Below are 17,085 nucleotides of genomic sequence, written 5' to 3' on the forward strand. Positions count from 1 at the left end.
AATACCCGCGATACTACATTCGTTTCTTATTCCAGGTTCACTGGCAAGGTCAAAAAATCCGCTCTCTTTTTTAAAAATCCTCTGGGGTTTGTCCCGGCCAACATTTTGAATTCCCTAATAAAATGGGATTGGTCGGCAAAGCCATGTTCATAAGACAGCTCCGTTAGGTTTAAGGAGGTGGGTACCTGCATGTACTTTTGAATGGCATTAAGGCGGGAAAGTCGCATATATTCCTTTGCGGTAATTCCAAACCTTTTCTTGAACTCGCGTTGCAACTGCCTTGGACTGATATGGACTTTTTGGATAAGTTCTTCCAAACTTAACAAACCATGATGCTTACGTATGGTTTCGGATGCCATCCGAACGTAATCATATTCTTTGGAGTTATCCAGCATGTTCTTCAACAGAAATGCTTCGGTCAATTGTATTTTTTGCTGGATACTTGTTGATTCCCTTAAACGGGAACAATAATCCTTGAATTCATTACCCAATACATCCGTACTATTTTCAAAGGTAGCGGTGAAAACTGCTGGAGGTACCCCAAAAATATGGTAAATCCCTTCTGGATTGAACCGCACTCCAAATATCTGCACGGGCTCATGGAACCTAACCTCATACGGTTTGGTCTGCAATCCAATCAACGTAAACTCCGGAGATCTACCCCAAGTGTCTTCCTTGACCAGCTCGCAATGGTCGTGGGTAAGGTGAATGATCAATTCAATACAACCATTCGGAACGACGGATTGCACAAAATTGTTTTCAGAATACAGGTTAAAATCCCCTGTATAATACGCTTGTATATAAGAACCCAATGCTGGGGAAGGTCTGTATTCTGAAAACTTGACGTTCATTTTTTGAAATTGCTTCCGTCTATCTAAATTATGCTGTTTTGAGTGCGCTAAAATAATTATAAACCATTATATATCAACTAAAAAGCAATGAAGTATCCACTACATTCGATTCAGTGGGCAGCATTTCATTGTCAAATGTTGCCACAATATTATTGGCGCCTCCAAAAACACCGAGTATTTTGGCTGTAGTGGCTCCGATATTCTTAAAGTCATGGGGAACCATTTCCGGTACGAGCACCAATGCCCCTTTTTCAGCTTTTTGTTTTTCAGTTCCTACCAAAGCCTCCACTGTTCCATCCAGGATTACCAAAAGTTCCTCTGCACTATCGGTATGCCTTCCCAAATGGTCTCCAGGTTCCAGTTCAAAATACACCGTGGCCAATTTTTTTGAACCATGGGCTCCAATCAATGGAAATGTTGCTTTGCAATGTTGGTTCTTGTCTTCTTTTCCAACAAATTCGTTCAGCTCAATCTCAGTTAGATTTACTGTTGTCATATTGTTTCTTTTTAAATTAAATATCCTTTTACTTCAGCCTTGCCCGTATTAAAATCAACCGCTCCTAGACCCGTCACTTGTGCATGGTTCATCCACTCATATCTTTCATCGTTGGTACGGAATTCCATGTTCAATTTTAGAGTGCCTTGATCGTTGATTCCTGTTTCCTTCACTTGAATACTTGCTCCGTCATTGGTTAGGATGGTGGCATACAGATTAAGGAAAAAACGTCTATCGGCCCTTATCTCCAAATAATCGACTCCAGTGATTTTACCATTGATCTTGTCTCCAAGGACATCCCCTTCAAAATAAATGTCGAAACGTGCACCACTTTTTGGAATGGGCTTACCTTCCATTACGTCCTGTAAGCTGAACCCGTATTCCACAAAATCGGTAAGGGTTACCTGTTCTTCAAACAAAAGTTCCAAATCAGTTTTTTCTAGTATTTCTTCCATTGTTACTATTTAAAAGTTTAAGCAAAACTACGGTGAGCGTTAAAGGTTAAATTGTAAAAAAACGCCGTTTTATACTTCCGTATATCAGCAAAATACTACTGAATAGCCCCCTGGAATCGAAACATTCAAGGTCTTTACCCTTATTCTTGGGCTTGAGTTTTAATTCTGTAATCATTGTAGGTGCAAAGACCTTTTAAAACTCAACTTTCTAAGCTTTTCTTGGATAGGAACCTCTATATTGTGATAGGACCAAGCTGCGGTGACTATATTAATGAACAAAAGGGCAGTTACAACAAGAACAAGAATCCAGGTTTCTGGAACAACGCCCGATCTTTCCTGCAACCAGCTATCCAATCCCATCCAATATAAGCTCAGCCAAAGACCTTGCATCATGTAAATGGAATACGAAATCTTCCCTAAATATTGGGCCACTGACAATTTCATTACTTTTCTAACTCTTCCTTTGTTGTGGGAAGCGGCCAAAATCAGTAGTGCAAAACAGGGAATCACCCACACATCATTAACCTTTAGATGCAGCATCAGGAGAACCCCTGTGGCAGCGCCAAGAAAAGAGATGTCGTTGCCCAACCATCTTTTCCCTATTCCCGATTGAAAGAGGTTGTATAGGATAATTCCAAGACTAAACTCTGCGAAGCACCTAAAGATGCCCAAATCAAAGGTTGCATCCAATGAGTGCTTTACGTTCCATTGCACAATGGCCTCTAGTATTACAAATGAAAAAAGCCCCATGATCCATTGACCTATTCGATTGCCCCGGTAAAAAAGCAGAAAGAGGATGGGAGAAACCATATAGATGGCCCATTCCGCGCTAACCGACCAGGATGGCACATTCCACGTTAGCCAATACTCCGAGCCCCAAGCCTGACCCAAGACCAAGTGTACCGGGATACCCTCCAAGGCATACATGTGTCCAAATTTTTCCCATACATTGGGAAATCCAATTACCAACACAATGGCCACAACAATATGGGTGAGCAGGCAAAAAATATGAAGCGGATATAAACGACTAAACCTAGCCCATAAATATTTCCAAGCATTTTTAAGATTGATTCCATTTTGAAAGCGTTCACCATATACGTGGGCCAAAATGAAACCGCTCAAAAGAAAAAAGAAGTCAACAAACAAATACCCTTTGGACAACAATAGTGTTGTTTTGGGGGACACTAGATAGTCCAATCCCGTAAAGGTCGTTAATTGATCATAGTGATAAACAACCACCCAAATGGCAGCAATTCCCCTTAACGGGGTCAACGCATCTATATATGACGAGTCTTTCATCTCCCCTAATACTGTATTTCTTGAAAATCCTTGACAAGCTTGGGGCCCAAACTGGCCAATTGCTGGTGCTTGGGATGCGCCCTATACCGTTTTTCCGCCTCTTCAGAGTTGAACTTCAAAACAAAGGAAGCTTCAAATCTATAGGAATAAACAAGCTTTGTTATTTCAAAGGCGTCAAAACCATCCACCTCTTTTACCAAATCTGTAAATAGGGCAACCATTTCGGATTTTTGCCCTTCCGTGGCTTCTTCGTTCCATTTAAAGAGCAGCATCTTGGTCAAAGGCTTGTTCTTTTCATTTATAATTTGCCCTTGTCCCTTTGCATGGTTTGCGCTAACAAGAATCAACACAGTCAATAGAATTCTTACAATTGTTTTCATCATTTTAATATTGTGATTTTGCGTTCAAAAGTAGATTGTCGATTCAACGGGTAATTGTGAAAAAACGACATCTTAAATGGAAGGTCAGAATATTAACTTTTGAGCCAAACCATACATTCTGTTTAGTCATTAGGAGAAACAAAAAAGCCGAACAGAAGTGTTCAGCTTGAGCTATAAAAATACATCCAGAATTCGTTTTGTAATGCAGAAAACCTTTCCCACGTATTGTGTCTCCACAATATAACGAGTATACGATGCTTGACTTCAATAAAAAGCCCCAACAGTTTTAATTGGGGCTTTTCTCTTTTTAAGAAGATATTTTAAAACTATTTGTCACTTAAGGTGAAGTCCGGTAAACTAATTTGCTTACCCCCCTCCAGGGCCGACTCGTGCGCCAAAATACCCACACAGGTGATATTGGCAGATTGTTTAGCGTTTGGATACGGTTCTTCCCCTTTTATTAGTGCATTAACGAACTCATGCACCAAATGCGGATGTGAACCTCCATGACCGGCACCTTGCGTAAAGGATAAGTGTTGATTATCGTCCGTATCGTAAACCCCTTTGGTGGTAAAACGTTGGATTTCTTCCGGCAAATACCTGGCGTAATCTGGTGATTCCACTTCTTCAGGTATTTCGGGTTCCGGCTTTTTAGCCGTATGCACCACCAGAGGATGCCCTTCTATTAGGGGCCATTCCACTGATTTTTTGGAGCCATATACTTCAAAACTTTCACGGTACTGACGTGCCACATCAAAAAGTGAACGGTACACATGCGCGCTCAAATCTGAATTTCTGAATTTTATATGGGTACTTTCTACCGCAAATGGAGAATTGTAAATAGGGATAAGTTCTTCTCGAATAGTTCCCGAACCAAAACAAGATACATATTCGGCCTCACCTTTTGTCAATGCCAACACGGGTCCCACGCAGTGGGTCGCATAATGCATTGGAGGCAGTCCCGGCCAATAATTGGGCCATCCGTCCATATCTTGTTGGTGACTGGCTTTTAAATATTGAATTTTTCCCAGTTCTCCTTTGTCATACAACTCTTTCATGAACAAAAACTCCCGTGCATACACCACAGTTTCCATCATCATATAGGTCAAACCCGTTTCCTTGACCAATTCCACAATTTGTTTGCATTCTTCTACGGTTGTTGCCATAGGTACGGTACATGCTACATGCTTCCCTGCTTTTAAAGCCTTAATGGATTGTTCCCCGTGATTGGGAATGGGGGTGTTGATATGAACCGCATCAATATTTGGGTCTTTTAAGAGTTCATCATAATCTGTGTAACGTACCTCAATTCCAAATTCGTCACCAATAGCGTTCATTTTCTCCTCGTTACGCTGACAAATGGCATACATTTCCGCGTTTGGGTGCTTTTGATAGATTGGAATGAATTCTGCTCCGAAACCAAGACCTATAATGGCCACATTAATTTTTTTACTCATGTTTTATATTTTAATAATTCTGATGAAACGAGCTTCTTAGTTTGAAGCCCATTTTTTTAAAAATTGAAGTCCGTCTTTGGCGAAATCGTCCTGCGTATCTGCCTTGGGAGTCCAAAAACAAACCGCTCCCGCCAACTCCACATTTTGGGTGGTAAAACTTTCAATGGAAACCACACCTTCATAGCCAATGGCTTCAAGTCCTCTTTTATAGGCATCCCATGGGGTTTGACCACTTCCAGGAGCTCCTCTGTAATTTTCGGATACCTGAACGTGAATCAATTTATCGCCAGCTGCCTTGATGGCACTTTCCACATCGCGCTCTTCAATACTCATGTGAAAGCTGTCAATCATTACTTTAGCTGACGAATGATTGATGTCCTTTACCATTCGAAGGGCATCATCCGTGGTGTTCACCAAATCTGATTCGAACCTGTTTAATGGCTCCAAAGCGATTTTTAACCCTCTATTTTCAGCCATCTCACAAACGTTTCGCAAGTTTTTCACAGCCAAATCCCATTCCGCCTTTCGTTGTTCAGGGGGCAACATTCTTGCCTTTCCAACAGCGGAGTACATAGGTCCCGCAAAAAAGGAAACACCCAATTCCTCACAGATATCCAGACACGCTTCAATATAAGAAAGTCCATTTTTTTGAACTTCCACGGATTCATTGGTCAAATCGCGGGAGCTTCCAAAGGCACCGCAAATGGTTACATCAAGTCCATATTTGTCTAAACCCTCCTTTACTTTTTGTACATCTATCAACGTAGGATCTTCAACTGCAATTTCTACGACATCAAATCCTAATTTGGAAATTTTTGGAAAAAGTGCTTCGATGGTTTCCGTTGTAAAAGGGGAGGCCCATAACCACGTACTTGCACCAAACTTTATATTTTTTAAAGTCATGTATTCTTACTTGTCAATTATCATCATGCGTCGTCAGTGCTACGGCAGCATAGCCCCCTTTCTTTTTGAAATACAGGATAAGCGCCATATAGCTGATAAACATTAAAATCGGGAAAATAACAATGTACTGCAACGCTTCCTTTTTAGACTGATGCTGAACCTCTGTTATGGTTTCAATTTCAGCATCGGATGCATTCTCCAACTTTTGTTTGTCCAAGGCCCGATAATTACCAAAAACACTAGTTTTTTCATCGGTAATAAATTTCTGGCTCAATTCGGTATTTTGGACATTGTCATATTCTTTGATTCCTTTTTCAATAGAGCTATCTTGAATAAATCCAATAATTCCCGCTCCAATTACGCCTGCGGCAATCATGCCCAATCCACCAATAATATTGAGGGTCAAAGCTCCACCCTTTGGAAAACGTTCTGCGACCACACCAAGCATGGTGGGCCAGAAAAAGGCTTTACCGAATCCGTAAATGGTAGCAGCAACCAATATCATTACACCAACTGATTGGGAAAGGAAAAATAGCCCTACCGCAGCCACCAATGAACAAATGGCCAATAATCCGAGTGGTGACACCTTATGGATAATGGGCCCGGCAAACAAACGCAGCACAAACATAATTGCAGAGGTATACACCAGCACCCATCCAGCTTGTAGCCCTATTTTGGTCATTGCCGGCGTCATTAAATCCGTAATCCAGCTATCCGTACCGAGTTCGGTTACCGCCAACGGTATCATGATCAACAAAAGTATCACAAACAATGGCTGGCCGAAACTTCGTGTATAGAGTCCAAATAACACGGTAATCAGCAAGATAATGATCACATTCAACCAAAGGGTCCAGCCAAATACTTCCCCTAATTGAAACACCACTATGGATACAATAATAAGCGCACCAGCGGCTCCAACTTCCTGCAACATTTCTTTATAGGAAACACCTGCCTGGACACGTTCATTCACAGGGAACTTGCGACGCAACATCATCACACCATAGATCAAGGTCGGTATCAATGTAAGGGCAATTTTATACTCCCAATCCATTTCTGCACCCATTATTAAGGCAAAAACACCTCCTAATACCAAACCTCCCGGCCAACCGGCATGCAGCATATTTAACCACTTGGTTTTTTCTTTGGCAAACATGGTTGCTACCACTGGATTTACAACAGCCTCTACAACGCCATTGCCTATGGCCCCTATAAAAGTGGCCAGATACAACGAGCTATAGCCCGTAGCGGTAACGGTAAGAATTACCGAGGCAACATGGCATACAAATGCAAAACCTAAGGAAGTTTTATAGCCTATCTTATCGACCACAAGACTAAAAAGGACAATACTAATGGCAAAGGGCCAGAGACCAACTCCTGAAATTTCCCCTAATTGGGTCTGGGTCAAATTAAAATCTATACCCCATTGCGGTAAAACGATAGCCCGAAGGATAAATCCAAAAGCTGTGGTTACCAATGCAACAAAACACGTTAAAAACAACAGCCTATCTGGCGCGGAAGCAGTTTGATTATTCATACTTTTAAATACTTAATGGTTGATTAATTTACACGCAATACTCCCTGCATAATTCGCCAGTGACCTGGGAATGTGCATATATAAGGATAATCTCCTGCCTTATTCGGCAATTTTATGGTCAATGTATAACTGCCTCCTGAATTAATTAAAGGCGTTGCGGCGATGACTTCTGGCATTTGGGGTATATATTCCAATTCTTGCCCATTACTGGCCATTGCCAATTTATCGGCCTCTGCCCCAACTTTATCCTTGGTTCCAGGTTGAACCAGCACCAAATTGTGCTGCATAAAATCTGGATTGTTTAGCACAATCTGAATGGTTGTGCCTGCCTTGGCGGTAATTAACTCTTTGTCATATTTCATGACGTCCTTCAAGGTGTTCAGGACAATTACCTGATCCACATCCTCAACAACTTCAGTCACTGCAGAAGTATCTAAAATTTCCAGCTTTCCATTTCTGAATGAGGTTGTTCTGGAATAGAATAAATCAGGGTAATCGGCCACTTTATCGCCGCCGGTACTTCTTTCAAAACCAACCCTTACACCACGTTCTTTTTCTAAATCATTTTTGAAAAGACCCGCCGTCTGGGTCGAACCAACTTCCTCTCCATCAATTACCAACTTCATTACACCGTCTTCCTGTAATCCTGCCACAAACTTGAAGTTCTTGGGAAGGCGCTCGGAATTCACCACTTTGTACGTTCTGCCATTTTGGTTGATGACAAAATTTAATTGTCCATCCATAAAAAACAGTCCATACCCATTTCTTCGGTTTCCTTGCACCATAATAAGCCCTGAATGCTCTTCGTCTGAATTATTTTCTATGTCACCAGAAACAATCCATTCTCTATTGGCTACTTCCGGAGTTAATGGCACTGCACGTCTCCATGTTCTACGAAGTTGCACCATATTTAGTTGGGAACCATAGGCCAATTTCTGGGCTAGGGAGGCTTCCATTAGAGAAGGATTCTGCTTGTACCCCCTTTTGGCAAACTCAGCTTTAAATCCGTTTGCATTTAATTTGCCTGAAATGGTCAAGGCATGTTTCAGCCACATATCGCTGAAGTTTTCTTCCTTCTCGGCCATATCTACAAGCACCTTTCCAATAGAATCGGATGGAGGCAATTCGGTTGTGAATAGTGCAGCTGCCAATCGTACCCGGTAATCCTCATCTGCAAATAGTCCAGCTTTCTCAATGGCTTCAAAGGTTTCCACGGTTTTAGGCAACACCTGAATGGCTGCACGTCTAACCCCCGCAGTAGGATGAGACAATGCTTTTGTAGCCACATCCAATGCCTCTTGGTTAGAACCATCAAAGGCCCCTAATCCATGGAGTGTCCACAAGGCATGAATAGCTGGAGCATTGATTCCTACTTCGTCAACGGATTCATCTTGTACCAACGTATACAATTCTGGAAATACAGAGGTATCCCCATTTTCCACCAACAATCGTTGTGCATGCGTTCTCCAAAGCATATTGTTGTTGGACAAGGCTTTTACAAGACCTTGTTTATCGTCTTTGTCCAATTCAAGGGTATTATGCTTGTCATGCCCTTTGTAAACTACGCGATAAATTCGTCCTCGAGAACGGTCTCTCAAGGGGTTCACATACGCATTTCCGTACCCATTCATGGCCTCTACCCCGGCAGAACTAGGAGAAGGTGTTGGATTATGCTGAATAATAAAATTGTACCAATCGGCTATCCAAACAGCTCCATCAGGTCCTACTTCAGCTTGAATGGGCCCTGCCCATTCATCACCACTTGTCAATAAGTTCCAACCATCGCCATCTTCTATAAAGCCAGCTCCTTCTTGCTTTAAACGTACTCTGTGCACCAATCTACCTGTCGGTTCGGTAACGAATGCCACACTGTTCCAATACGATTTGGGAAAGTCCCTTGCTGTATATAAACTATGACCCGCTGCTGCGGTAAACCCTCCCATGACATCTACCTGTCGAAGGGCCTTGATAGCATAGCGCATATCGTAATGGGCGTCTAATTTGGTAACACCGTTTTCGTCGATGTCCGCTTTTTCGAAATATCTTTTTGGAATCCCAAAAAATGCGGTGTGCGTATTATTCGCTGTGGAAATGAAGACATCAAATTCTTCAGAGAAACCTAGTCCCCATGTGTTATTTGAAGCATCTCCTAAATGCTCAATGTCCCTCGTATTTGGGTCAAATTTGTACATGGCATTGTCAAACTTCAAAGAATCCGCGCTACCTTGCTGGGACACGCCTTCAAATCCGGAATAGCCTACCATACCCCAAATATCGTTGTCCAAACCATATCGTAAATTTGAAGATTGGGCATGGGTATCATGTTTTCCCCACCCAGGTAAAATATATTCCCGTACATCAGCCACATCGTCGCCATCTGTGTCCTTAAGAAACAGAAATGATGGGGACTGGCTAACAATGATACCGCCATTGGAGAATACAAAACTGGTAGGAATGTTCAATTTTTCGGCGAAGGTGGTCACTTTATCTGCTTTACCGTCACCATCGGTATCTTCCAATATTTTAATACGGTCATCCCCTAGGTCATCATCCTTTACTTCGTTGGGATAATCAACCGTTTCAATGACCCAGAGTCTTCCTTTCTCATCCCAATTCATATACATTGGGTTATAAAGCATAGGTTCTGATGCAAATAGCTTGAGCTCAAACCCAACGGGAACTTGCATCAAGGACATCGACTCTTCTGGAGTCAAAGGTTGTTGTACCCGCGGTGCAGGGTCTCTTTTTTCGTAGTTCGGCACAAGTCCATCGGTGTATTCAGGATCAGCTATAGCTACCTTTTCAAGGTTTGCTTTGGCTTCCTCCCCAACGGACCACATAATCCCATTTTTTACCAAGTCTAAAAAGCCTTGCGTATTGAATGTTACCTCATCATGGCCATAAGCGGTATAAAACACTCGACCTTCTCCATAAGGCCTAATCCAAGTATAAGGTTCATGGTGGTCACCTTCAACACGTTCTGTCAACACCTCAATATTGGGTGAAATTTTATCGTGAACATAGGTTTCATCATACGTTTTAAAGTCTGTAATTCCTTGCATCACCTCATGCTCTGGCTTTAGGACAACGTTTTGAATGGTATCGTACTCATGACTTTTGAACTGACCACCTATCATCTCAACGACCTCATCGCTATTTCTAAAACAAAAAGAGGCGCAATGCAGTGCAATCAAACCTTTGCCACCCCTAACATAACCCAACAAAGCTTCTGCCTGGGGATCGGTAATTGAGTCATGATTTGCATAAACCACCAACCCCGCATAGTGAGAAAGGTTTTCTTTATTTAGATCGTCTGGATCATCGGTAAATGAGATATTGATGCCACTTCTAAAGTATTCCCTCGATAGAATACTTGCCAACTTTTCAGAGTTGTGATGGGAATTCGTCTTATGACCCAAAAAGAGAATCTCCATTCTTTTTGGAGTATTGTCCGTGGTGTTGGATTTCTTGCTGTTACATGAGCTAATCATGACGCAAAGTGAGACCACAATGGCTAACCTTAGCCAACCTTTTTTATTCTGCATTAGTTGATAATTGGTTATTACTTGATTTTGATTTGATTTAACTCGCAAAATGAACCGTCTAAAATAAAGTGTTCACTTCACACTTTTTAAAAATAAGGTTTTTTTTCAAATTGTCATTTATTTCACTGGTTAGTGATCAAAAAAACATTCTTTTTAGTATAAGATTAACATATTTGAGGTTATACGTTACTTCTTCAATAACCTTAACAATTCAAATAGGCTATGGTCTCAATGTATGCTCTCGATAAGCTGTAGAGTTACTTTTTCTTGGAAACAACATAATACAAATACTGCTTCATGACTTAAGGTTTTGATTTCTATACAAGTACTAAAATCGGTAGGCTCTCCCCTGAGGATAATTCCACAGTCAACCATACCGCTCACAGGTTAAACCTTGGGATTATTAAGAAAAATTTGATTGATAAACGGTGGATGTAAAAAACACCCTATTAAACTTTTTGATTGGTTGCAAAAACAAAAAAGGTAATTTCAATAAGCTTTTTCAAAACACACACGTCTTTCAATTAAATTTGAGCGTACTTTTCTAACATTGATTTATAAAAAAATAAAATGAACCACCTCATCTTCAATATAGAAAGAACATTTAAGGCTTCGGAGGAAGAATTGTCCACACTTAGAAACATCATGAAGGAAGAACACCTTAATAGAAATGAAATCTTTCTAAAATCTGGACAGGTATGCAATAGGTTGGCCTTTATATCAAAGGGATCTATGCGACTGTTTTATGATTCGCCGGACAAAGAGGTTTGCAACGATTTTTTCTTCGAAAATTCCATGGTAGGTTCACTGGCCAGTTTTTTGTCCCAAACCCCTTCCTTGGTCAACATTGCAGCAATAGAAAATTGCACGTTTTATGTACTCCACCGTGATGATGTGATGGAATTGATATCAAAATATGACTCCCTCAAAAAAATGGGGGACATCATTGTACAGGAACAACTACTACGGGCCGAAAAAAGGGAGGCGGCATTACTGAGTGTAAGCCCAGAGGAACGGTTTCAAAACTTGATGGAAGAACATCCCAAAATCTTTAAAAGGATTCCACTCCGATATGTTGCCAGCTATTTGGGCATAACACCGGAAACCCTGAGCCGGTACCGAACCAAGTTTTTAGTTTGACTTTTCTTGATTTGAATCAATTGAAAAAATAGATTGCTTTCCTTTCTTTGTTCAAGGTGATCAAATAATTACAGATGAAACTTGAACATGTGGCCATTTGGACATCCAATCTTGAAAAGCTCAAGGAATACTATTCCACTTATTTTTCTGGAATACCCAATGAGAAATACACAAATCCAAAGACCCATTTTCAAAGCTACTTTTTGACGTTTGAGTCTGGAGCGCGGTTGGAATTGATGTCCATGCCCGAGATTCCAAAAAACAGTAACGATACAGTTATCAAGCAACATTTGGGAATCATACATCTTGCCTTTGGGGTTGAATCCAAAAGTGAAGTGGACCAAATGGCCAAAAAACTGGAAAACAAAGGATTTCCAATTCTTAAGGGCCCTAGGATTACAGGTGATGGCTATTATGAATTTGAAACTTTGGACCCAGACAACAATAGAATTGAAGTTACCACATTAGCGTAAATCAAATAATCGAAATAAAATGAAATCACTATCAAAAAACGAACAGTTACTGATACTGACCGATGTTATCAAGGTCTTGGTAAACAATACCGAAACGGAAAACAAATATGCCATATTTGAGGAAAGCGTACCTCCCCTGGGCGGTCCACCACCCCACTCCCATCCAGATGAAGAAGTTTTTTATGTGTTGGAAGGAGAGTTTGAATTTGTCAAGAACGATTTAAACAATCCATTCAAGGCACTTCCCGGAAGCGTTGTCCACGTGCCCTCCAATGAAGTACATACCTTTAAAAACGTAGGCAAGACGCCCGGTAAAATGGTCGTTATACTTACCCCCGGTAACTTACTCGATTATTTTAGGGCAATCGGGGACCCTATAACCACTAATTCTGATTATCCAGATTTGGAAAAAGCACCGGACTTCTCAAAATTAAATGTGGAGAGGGCATTTAAACATGCCGAGGAGCACAACGTTCAATTTATAGTACCGAAAATCGCCAAAAACTAATTATCTTACTCTTTATTTTCTTTAGGATGATAGTTGTTGACCTTATTAGAAATGACGCTGGGGAAATCTATGCCAAATTAAGCTATGAGCCCATAAAAAACTATCTTTTGATGAAATGGATAGGATTTTGTTCGGAAGATGAGGTCAAGGCAGCTTCCATGAAAATGTATGAATGGCAAAAAAGAGAAGGATTCAAGAAAGGCTGTAAATTCCACGTACACGACACCAAGGAAATAGAAGGGGCCTGGGCAGGACTTGTAGATTGGATCAGCAACTATTTTTTCCCTCTTAATTATGAGTTTGGCCTTAGATACAACATCAGTATCATTTCGCCAGACCTGTTTTCCAAACTTTCTTCAATAGAGTTACAAAAAAAGAGCAATGATATGGTTACCACCGTGTTGTGCGAGACCATTTCACAGGCCGAAGCATGGTTGACCAAACGCTATGCCGAACTTTCCCATTAAAAAATGCAAATAAGAAGTTTAAGGGATACCCCCTTCAATGATATCTTGGAATGCTTTTTCCAAGCGTTCCATAAGTATTATGTTGATATATCCAAGGACCGTGAATATTACAAAGAGCGTTGGAGGATGGCCAATGTAAATTATGGATTGTCCTTTGGTGCTTTTCACGGTAATAAATTGGTGGGCTTTGTTCTTAATGCCGTTGATTGCAGGGAAGGACTGCTCACCGCTTACAATGCCTGTACTGGGGTTCTTCCCGAGTTTAGGGGCAAGAAATTGGTGAAATCCATTTATGACCATGCCATTCCCATACTAAAGGCAAATGAAGTAGAGCGATGCACCCTTGAAGTAATCACCAAGAATGAAAAAGCCATTAAAGCATATGGAAACGTTGGTTTTGAAATCTCCAAACGTTATAAATGCTTTAATGGCACATTGCCCAACAAGACTTCAGGAGATCATCAAGTTTGCGAAGGTAGCTTCACAACTGAAGTGTTGATCATGCTGTTAAACCAAAACTGGTATTCTTGGGAAAATCACGCATTGACCATTACCAAAGGAAACTACAGATATTTTGAAATTCTGTTTCAGGGCACTACGGAATCATATTTTATAATAGCACCCAGCGGTGGGTATGTTGCCCAGATGGAAGTTCTGGTGGAAAACCCAGGTGCATGGAATCGACTATTTTCCGGACTGGTACAAATTGCAGGCCAAATCAAGATCAACAACGTTGATGAAAGGTTGACGGATAAAATCACCTACCTCCAAAATGCCGGACTCACAAATTACCTAGATCAGTACGAAATGCAAATGGTCCTCTAAACTGATAGTGTCCAACCAAGTTTCAGCCAAGCGCATCTCTTGACCCAAATCAAGTGTTTTTTGAAGCATTACAGGCAATTTTGACCTCATAAATCAAAAAGCATGAGTACAAGAAAAATTCTAATAAAAGGGGGGACCGTTCTCACCTTTCAAAAAGGTTCCTTGGTCTGTGAGGAACTGGACATTCTAGTGGAAAACGATAAAATTTCCAATATTGAGAAGAACATTTCAATACCAGATGTTGAGGAAATTTCTGCAAACGGAATGATTGTAAGCCCCGGGTTGATCGATACCCATCGACATTTGTGGGAAACAGCCTTTAAAGGCACTGCAAGCAATTGGACATTAATGGAGTATTTGAACGGGATGCTTGGCGACATTGCTCCTAAGATGGGTCCATTGGATGTCTATCTTGGGAACCTATTGGGTGCACTGGAGGCCATCAACTCAGGAATCACAACAATTTTTGATTGGTCACATGTCATGAATTCCGATGAACATGCAGAAGCTGCCATTAGGGCACTACGAGATTCAGGTATACGGGCCAAATTTGGCTATGGAACCCCGGGCACCTCCGTATGGGAATGGTTCTACGAGAGTAAAAATCCACATCCCCAAAATGCGTATGACATCAAAAAGAAATATTTCAGTTCAGAAAATGAGCTTGTTACCATGGCCTTGGCCATAAGGGGGCCCGAGTATTCCGATCTGGAGATTGCCAAACAGGATATAGAAATGGGAAGAGACCTTGGGCTTCAAATTTCCATGCACATTGGAGGCGGGGTTTTTGGCCCTAAATATAAAGGGGTGCAAAAATTGGATCAACTTGGATTGTTGGGCCCCGATCTAAATTTTGCGCATGGAAATACCTTAAGTGATGCTGATTTTTGTTTGTTGGCAGATCATGGTTGTACACTCTCCATCACGCCAGAAGTAGAGCTTCAGATGGGATTGGGACTGCCCGCCACAGGAAAAGCCTTAAAACATAACCTTACCTCCGGTTTGGGGGTAGATGTGGTCACTGCCACTTCGGGGAACCTTTTTGATCAAATGAAAACAGCATTACAAACAGAACGCGCCATTCAAAATGAGAAAAACTATAAACGCGGGGACATGTCCCAACAAGTTGCCCTCCGCGATGTGGATATATTTAAAATGGCGACCATTGATGGCGCAAAAACGCTCGGCATGGACCAATACATAGGATCACTGGAGGTTGGCAAGCAAGCTGATATAATTCTGATAGATATCCAAAAACTTGGTACGGCCCCTTCCTTCAACCCCCTTTCAAGTATGGTTTTATATGCCAAAGAACATGATGTGGATACTGTGATAATTGCTGGAAACATTGTAAAACAAGGTGGTAAAATAACATATCAAACAACCCACGAACTTATATTGGAATGTCAGGTAAATGCAACTAAGATCATGGGGCAGCTAACATCAAAAACTGCCGTGAAAAACCAATAAATGACCTTTTATTTGACCTTGCAATGATTTTTTATCAGATCTTTAGGGGTCAAACCATACAGAAATGAATGATAGGCCCAGTCTTATGGAAGCCTTAAGATCCAAGGAACACCTTAAGTCGGAAAGGCGGGAATTGTCCCGACATGAATATTTATTGACTCCCGGTGTGGTAGAGAATCACATTTACTATATTGAAGAAGGCGCTTTGCGCCTTTTTTATGTTTCCAGAAATGCAGAACACGATATTCGATTTGGGTACACGGGCAATATTATTACCTCCTTGGATTCGTTTCTTTCGGGTAAAACATCACAATATTACATTCAGGCCATCAGAAAAACCATAGTGTACCAAATTCCAAAAATGACATTCTTTGAATTTGTCCGAGGTGATATTCAAAGTCTAAAAGAGTATAGTGGATTAATGGAACAGTTGGCATTACAACAGTTGGAACGAGAGATTGATCTATTGACCGAAGCTCCTGTGGAACGGTACAATCGTGTGCTTGAAAGAAGCCCCCAGCTTTTTCAGGAAATCCCATTGAAATATATTGCTTCCTATCTTCGGATGACCCCTGAGACCTTGAGCAGACTTCGGAATAAATAGGCCTTTGTAATTCTTGATTTGAATCAATGCAAATGGACAAGATCCAATCGATATTTGTAAAAAAAAGGAAATGCACATATCTGTTGATGAATTATTCGATGAATTGACCGAGCTCACCCAGAAGGCCGTACAATTTGGCTTGGCCCTTAAAAAATTGGACCACTACCAACTTAAGTTCAAGCCAGAACAAAATGTTTGGAACATCTACGAGTGTTTGGAGCACTTAAACCTTTATGGGGACCATTATTTGGATGAGATTGAAAAAGCGCTGAACAATTCCAAACCCGGTGATGGGCTTAAAAACTTTAAAGGAAGTATTCTGGGCAATTATTTTGTTAAGATCATTCGTCCCGTTGAAGGTGATATTAAAAAAATGAAAACAACCAAGGCCATGGATCCCATTGCTTCAGACCTCACTATGGAAACAGTGGACAGATTTATCGCCCAACAAAAAAGATTGCTGGAACTCCTCAACAGAAGCAAGCATTACAATTTGAAAAAAATCAAAATAAAAACGACACTTTCCAATTTTTTATACCTCAATCTGGGTGACACCTTACGATTTGTTGTTCATCACAACGAACGTCATCTGGTTCAGGCAGGCGAAATGCTTCAAAAGGTTGGAAAAAGTAGGGTGCTCTCTGTCACATAATTGGACATCAACAGTCTCCCAATTTA

Annotated in this window: 17 protein-coding genes; 8 read left to right on the forward strand and 9 right to left on the reverse strand. The window is 41.0% G+C overall.

From position 1 onward, the window contains the following. Positions 1–26: 26 nt before the first annotated feature. From FG28_RS19470 to FG28_RS19510, 9 genes are all read right to left on the reverse strand, one after another. Positions 27–851, reverse strand: a complete 825-nt coding sequence (locus FG28_RS19470; RefSeq protein WP_036385760.1) for a helix-turn-helix domain-containing protein — start codon at positions 849–851, stop codon at positions 27–29. 73 nt (positions 852–924) lie between these two features. Then, positions 925–1,347: a cupin domain-containing protein gene (locus FG28_RS19475; RefSeq protein WP_051947508.1), complete on the reverse strand. Its 423-nt coding sequence runs from the start codon at positions 1,345–1,347 to the stop codon at positions 925–927. Positions 1,348–1,358: 11 nt separating this feature from the next. Beyond that, positions 1,359–1,802, reverse strand: coding sequence for a DUF3237 family protein (locus FG28_RS19480; protein WP_036385762.1), 444 nt, complete (start codon positions 1,800–1,802; stop codon positions 1,359–1,361). 171 nt (positions 1,803–1,973) lie between these two features. Continuing rightward, complete coding sequence (locus tag FG28_RS19485; protein ID WP_036385764.1) at positions 1,974–3,101, reverse strand: acyltransferase; 1,128 nt, start codon at positions 3,099–3,101, stop codon at positions 1,974–1,976. Positions 3,102–3,106: 5 nt separating this feature from the next. After that, positions 3,107–3,481 (reverse strand): Dabb family protein, encoded by a 375-nt coding sequence (locus tag FG28_RS19490; protein ID WP_036385766.1) that lies wholly within the window; start codon positions 3,479–3,481, stop codon positions 3,107–3,109. A 326-nt stretch (positions 3,482–3,807) separates the two neighbouring features. Then, positions 3,808–4,938: a Gfo/Idh/MocA family protein gene (locus FG28_RS19495; protein WP_036385767.1), complete on the reverse strand. Its 1,131-nt coding sequence runs from the start codon at positions 4,936–4,938 to the stop codon at positions 3,808–3,810. Between the two features lie 36 nt (positions 4,939–4,974). Then, a complete protein-coding gene (locus FG28_RS19500) occupies positions 4,975–5,841 on the reverse strand; it encodes a sugar phosphate isomerase/epimerase (RefSeq protein ID WP_036385769.1) in 867 nt (288 codons plus the stop codon). A 13-nt stretch (positions 5,842–5,854) separates the two neighbouring features. Further along, entirely contained in the window at positions 5,855–7,375 is a 1,521-nt protein-coding gene (locus FG28_RS19505; protein WP_036385771.1) for a sugar MFS transporter, read from the reverse strand. A 23-nt stretch (positions 7,376–7,398) separates the two neighbouring features. Further along, positions 7,399–10,920 carry a PVC-type heme-binding CxxCH protein gene (locus FG28_RS19510; RefSeq protein WP_036385774.1) on the reverse strand — a complete coding sequence of 1,174 codons (3,522 nt, stop codon included), beginning with the start codon at positions 10,918–10,920 and terminating at the stop codon, positions 7,399–7,401. Between the two features lie 570 nt (positions 10,921–11,490). On the opposite strand from FG28_RS19510, the gene FG28_RS19515 reads away from it, so the two are divergent. From FG28_RS19515 to FG28_RS19550, 8 genes are all read left to right on the forward strand, one after another. Then, a complete protein-coding gene (locus tag FG28_RS19515; RefSeq protein ID WP_051947512.1) occupies positions 11,491–12,060 on the forward strand; it encodes a Crp/Fnr family transcriptional regulator in 570 nt (189 codons plus the stop codon). 74 nt (positions 12,061–12,134) lie between these two features. After that, positions 12,135–12,533, forward strand: coding sequence for a VOC family protein (locus tag FG28_RS19520; RefSeq protein WP_036385775.1), 399 nt, complete (start codon positions 12,135–12,137; stop codon positions 12,531–12,533). A gap of 19 nt (positions 12,534–12,552) precedes the next feature. Then, complete coding sequence (locus FG28_RS20335) at positions 12,553–13,041, forward strand: cupin domain-containing protein (RefSeq protein ID WP_051947514.1); 489 nt, start codon at positions 12,553–12,555, stop codon at positions 13,039–13,041. A gap of 26 nt (positions 13,042–13,067) precedes the next feature. Continuing rightward, positions 13,068–13,508: a hypothetical protein gene (locus tag FG28_RS19530; RefSeq protein WP_036385776.1), complete on the forward strand. Its 441-nt coding sequence runs from the start codon at positions 13,068–13,070 to the stop codon at positions 13,506–13,508. Positions 13,509–13,511: 3 nt separating this feature from the next. Next, positions 13,512–14,333, forward strand: coding sequence for a GNAT family N-acetyltransferase (locus FG28_RS19535; RefSeq protein WP_036385782.1), 822 nt, complete (start codon positions 13,512–13,514; stop codon positions 14,331–14,333). 102 nt (positions 14,334–14,435) lie between these two features. Next, positions 14,436–15,803, forward strand: a complete 1,368-nt coding sequence (locus FG28_RS19540) for an amidohydrolase family protein (RefSeq protein ID WP_051947516.1) — start codon at positions 14,436–14,438, stop codon at positions 15,801–15,803. Positions 15,804–15,867: 64 nt separating this feature from the next. Then, positions 15,868–16,407 (forward strand): Crp/Fnr family transcriptional regulator, encoded by a 540-nt coding sequence (locus tag FG28_RS19545; protein ID WP_036385784.1) that lies wholly within the window; start codon positions 15,868–15,870, stop codon positions 16,405–16,407. 70 nt (positions 16,408–16,477) lie between these two features. Then, entirely contained in the window at positions 16,478–17,059 is a 582-nt protein-coding gene (locus FG28_RS19550) for a DinB family protein (protein ID WP_036385787.1), read from the forward strand. Positions 17,060–17,085 lie beyond the last annotated feature (26 nt).

Origin of the sequence: Muricauda sp. MAR_2010_75 (assembly GCF_000745185.1) — a bacterium.
Classification (GTDB): domain Bacteria; phylum Bacteroidota; class Bacteroidia; order Flavobacteriales; family Flavobacteriaceae; genus Flagellimonas.

What these genes read in the sequence shown, in the direction of transcription:
- FG28_RS19490 (WP_036385766.1), bottom strand. Translation starts at nt 3,481, where the DNA reads ATGAAAACAATTGTAAGAATTCTATTGACTGTGTTGATTCTTGTTAGC.
- FG28_RS19470 (WP_036385760.1), bottom strand. Translation starts at nt 851, where the DNA reads ATGAACGTCAAGTTTTCAGAATACAGACCTTCCCCAGCATTGGGTTCT.
- FG28_RS19475 (WP_051947508.1), bottom strand. Translation starts at nt 1,347, where the DNA reads ATGACAACAGTAAATCTAACTGAGATTGAGCTGAACGAATTTGTTGGA.
- FG28_RS20335 (WP_051947514.1), top strand. Translation starts at nt 12,553, where the DNA reads ATGAAATCACTATCAAAAAACGAACAGTTACTGATACTGACCGATGTT.
- FG28_RS19500 (WP_036385769.1), bottom strand. Translation starts at nt 5,841, where the DNA reads ATGACTTTAAAAAATATAAAGTTTGGTGCAAGTACGTGGTTATGGGCC.
- FG28_RS19480 (WP_036385762.1), bottom strand. Translation starts at nt 1,802, where the DNA reads ATGGAAGAAATACTAGAAAAAACTGATTTGGAACTTTTGTTTGAAGAA.
- FG28_RS19510 (WP_036385774.1), bottom strand. Translation starts at nt 10,920, where the DNA reads ATGCAGAATAAAAAAGGTTGGCTAAGGTTAGCCATTGTGGTCTCACTT.
- FG28_RS19545 (WP_036385784.1), top strand. Translation starts at nt 15,868, where the DNA reads ATGAATGATAGGCCCAGTCTTATGGAAGCCTTAAGATCCAAGGAACAC.
- FG28_RS19540 (WP_051947516.1), top strand. Translation starts at nt 14,436, where the DNA reads ATGAGTACAAGAAAAATTCTAATAAAAGGGGGGACCGTTCTCACCTTT.
- FG28_RS19550 (WP_036385787.1), top strand. Translation starts at nt 16,478, where the DNA reads ATGCACATATCTGTTGATGAATTATTCGATGAATTGACCGAGCTCACC.
- FG28_RS19485 (WP_036385764.1), bottom strand. Translation starts at nt 3,101, where the DNA reads ATGAAAGACTCGTCATATATAGATGCGTTGACCCCGTTAAGGGGAATT.
- FG28_RS19515 (WP_051947512.1), top strand. Translation starts at nt 11,491, where the DNA reads ATGAACCACCTCATCTTCAATATAGAAAGAACATTTAAGGCTTCGGAG.
- FG28_RS19495 (WP_036385767.1), bottom strand. Translation starts at nt 4,938, where the DNA reads ATGAGTAAAAAAATTAATGTGGCCATTATAGGTCTTGGTTTCGGAGCA.
- FG28_RS19520 (WP_036385775.1), top strand. Translation starts at nt 12,135, where the DNA reads ATGAAACTTGAACATGTGGCCATTTGGACATCCAATCTTGAAAAGCTC.
- FG28_RS19530 (WP_036385776.1), top strand. Translation starts at nt 13,068, where the DNA reads ATGATAGTTGTTGACCTTATTAGAAATGACGCTGGGGAAATCTATGCC.
- FG28_RS19505 (WP_036385771.1), bottom strand. Translation starts at nt 7,375, where the DNA reads ATGAATAATCAAACTGCTTCCGCGCCAGATAGGCTGTTGTTTTTAACG.
- FG28_RS19535 (WP_036385782.1), top strand. Translation starts at nt 13,512, where the DNA reads ATGCAAATAAGAAGTTTAAGGGATACCCCCTTCAATGATATCTTGGAA.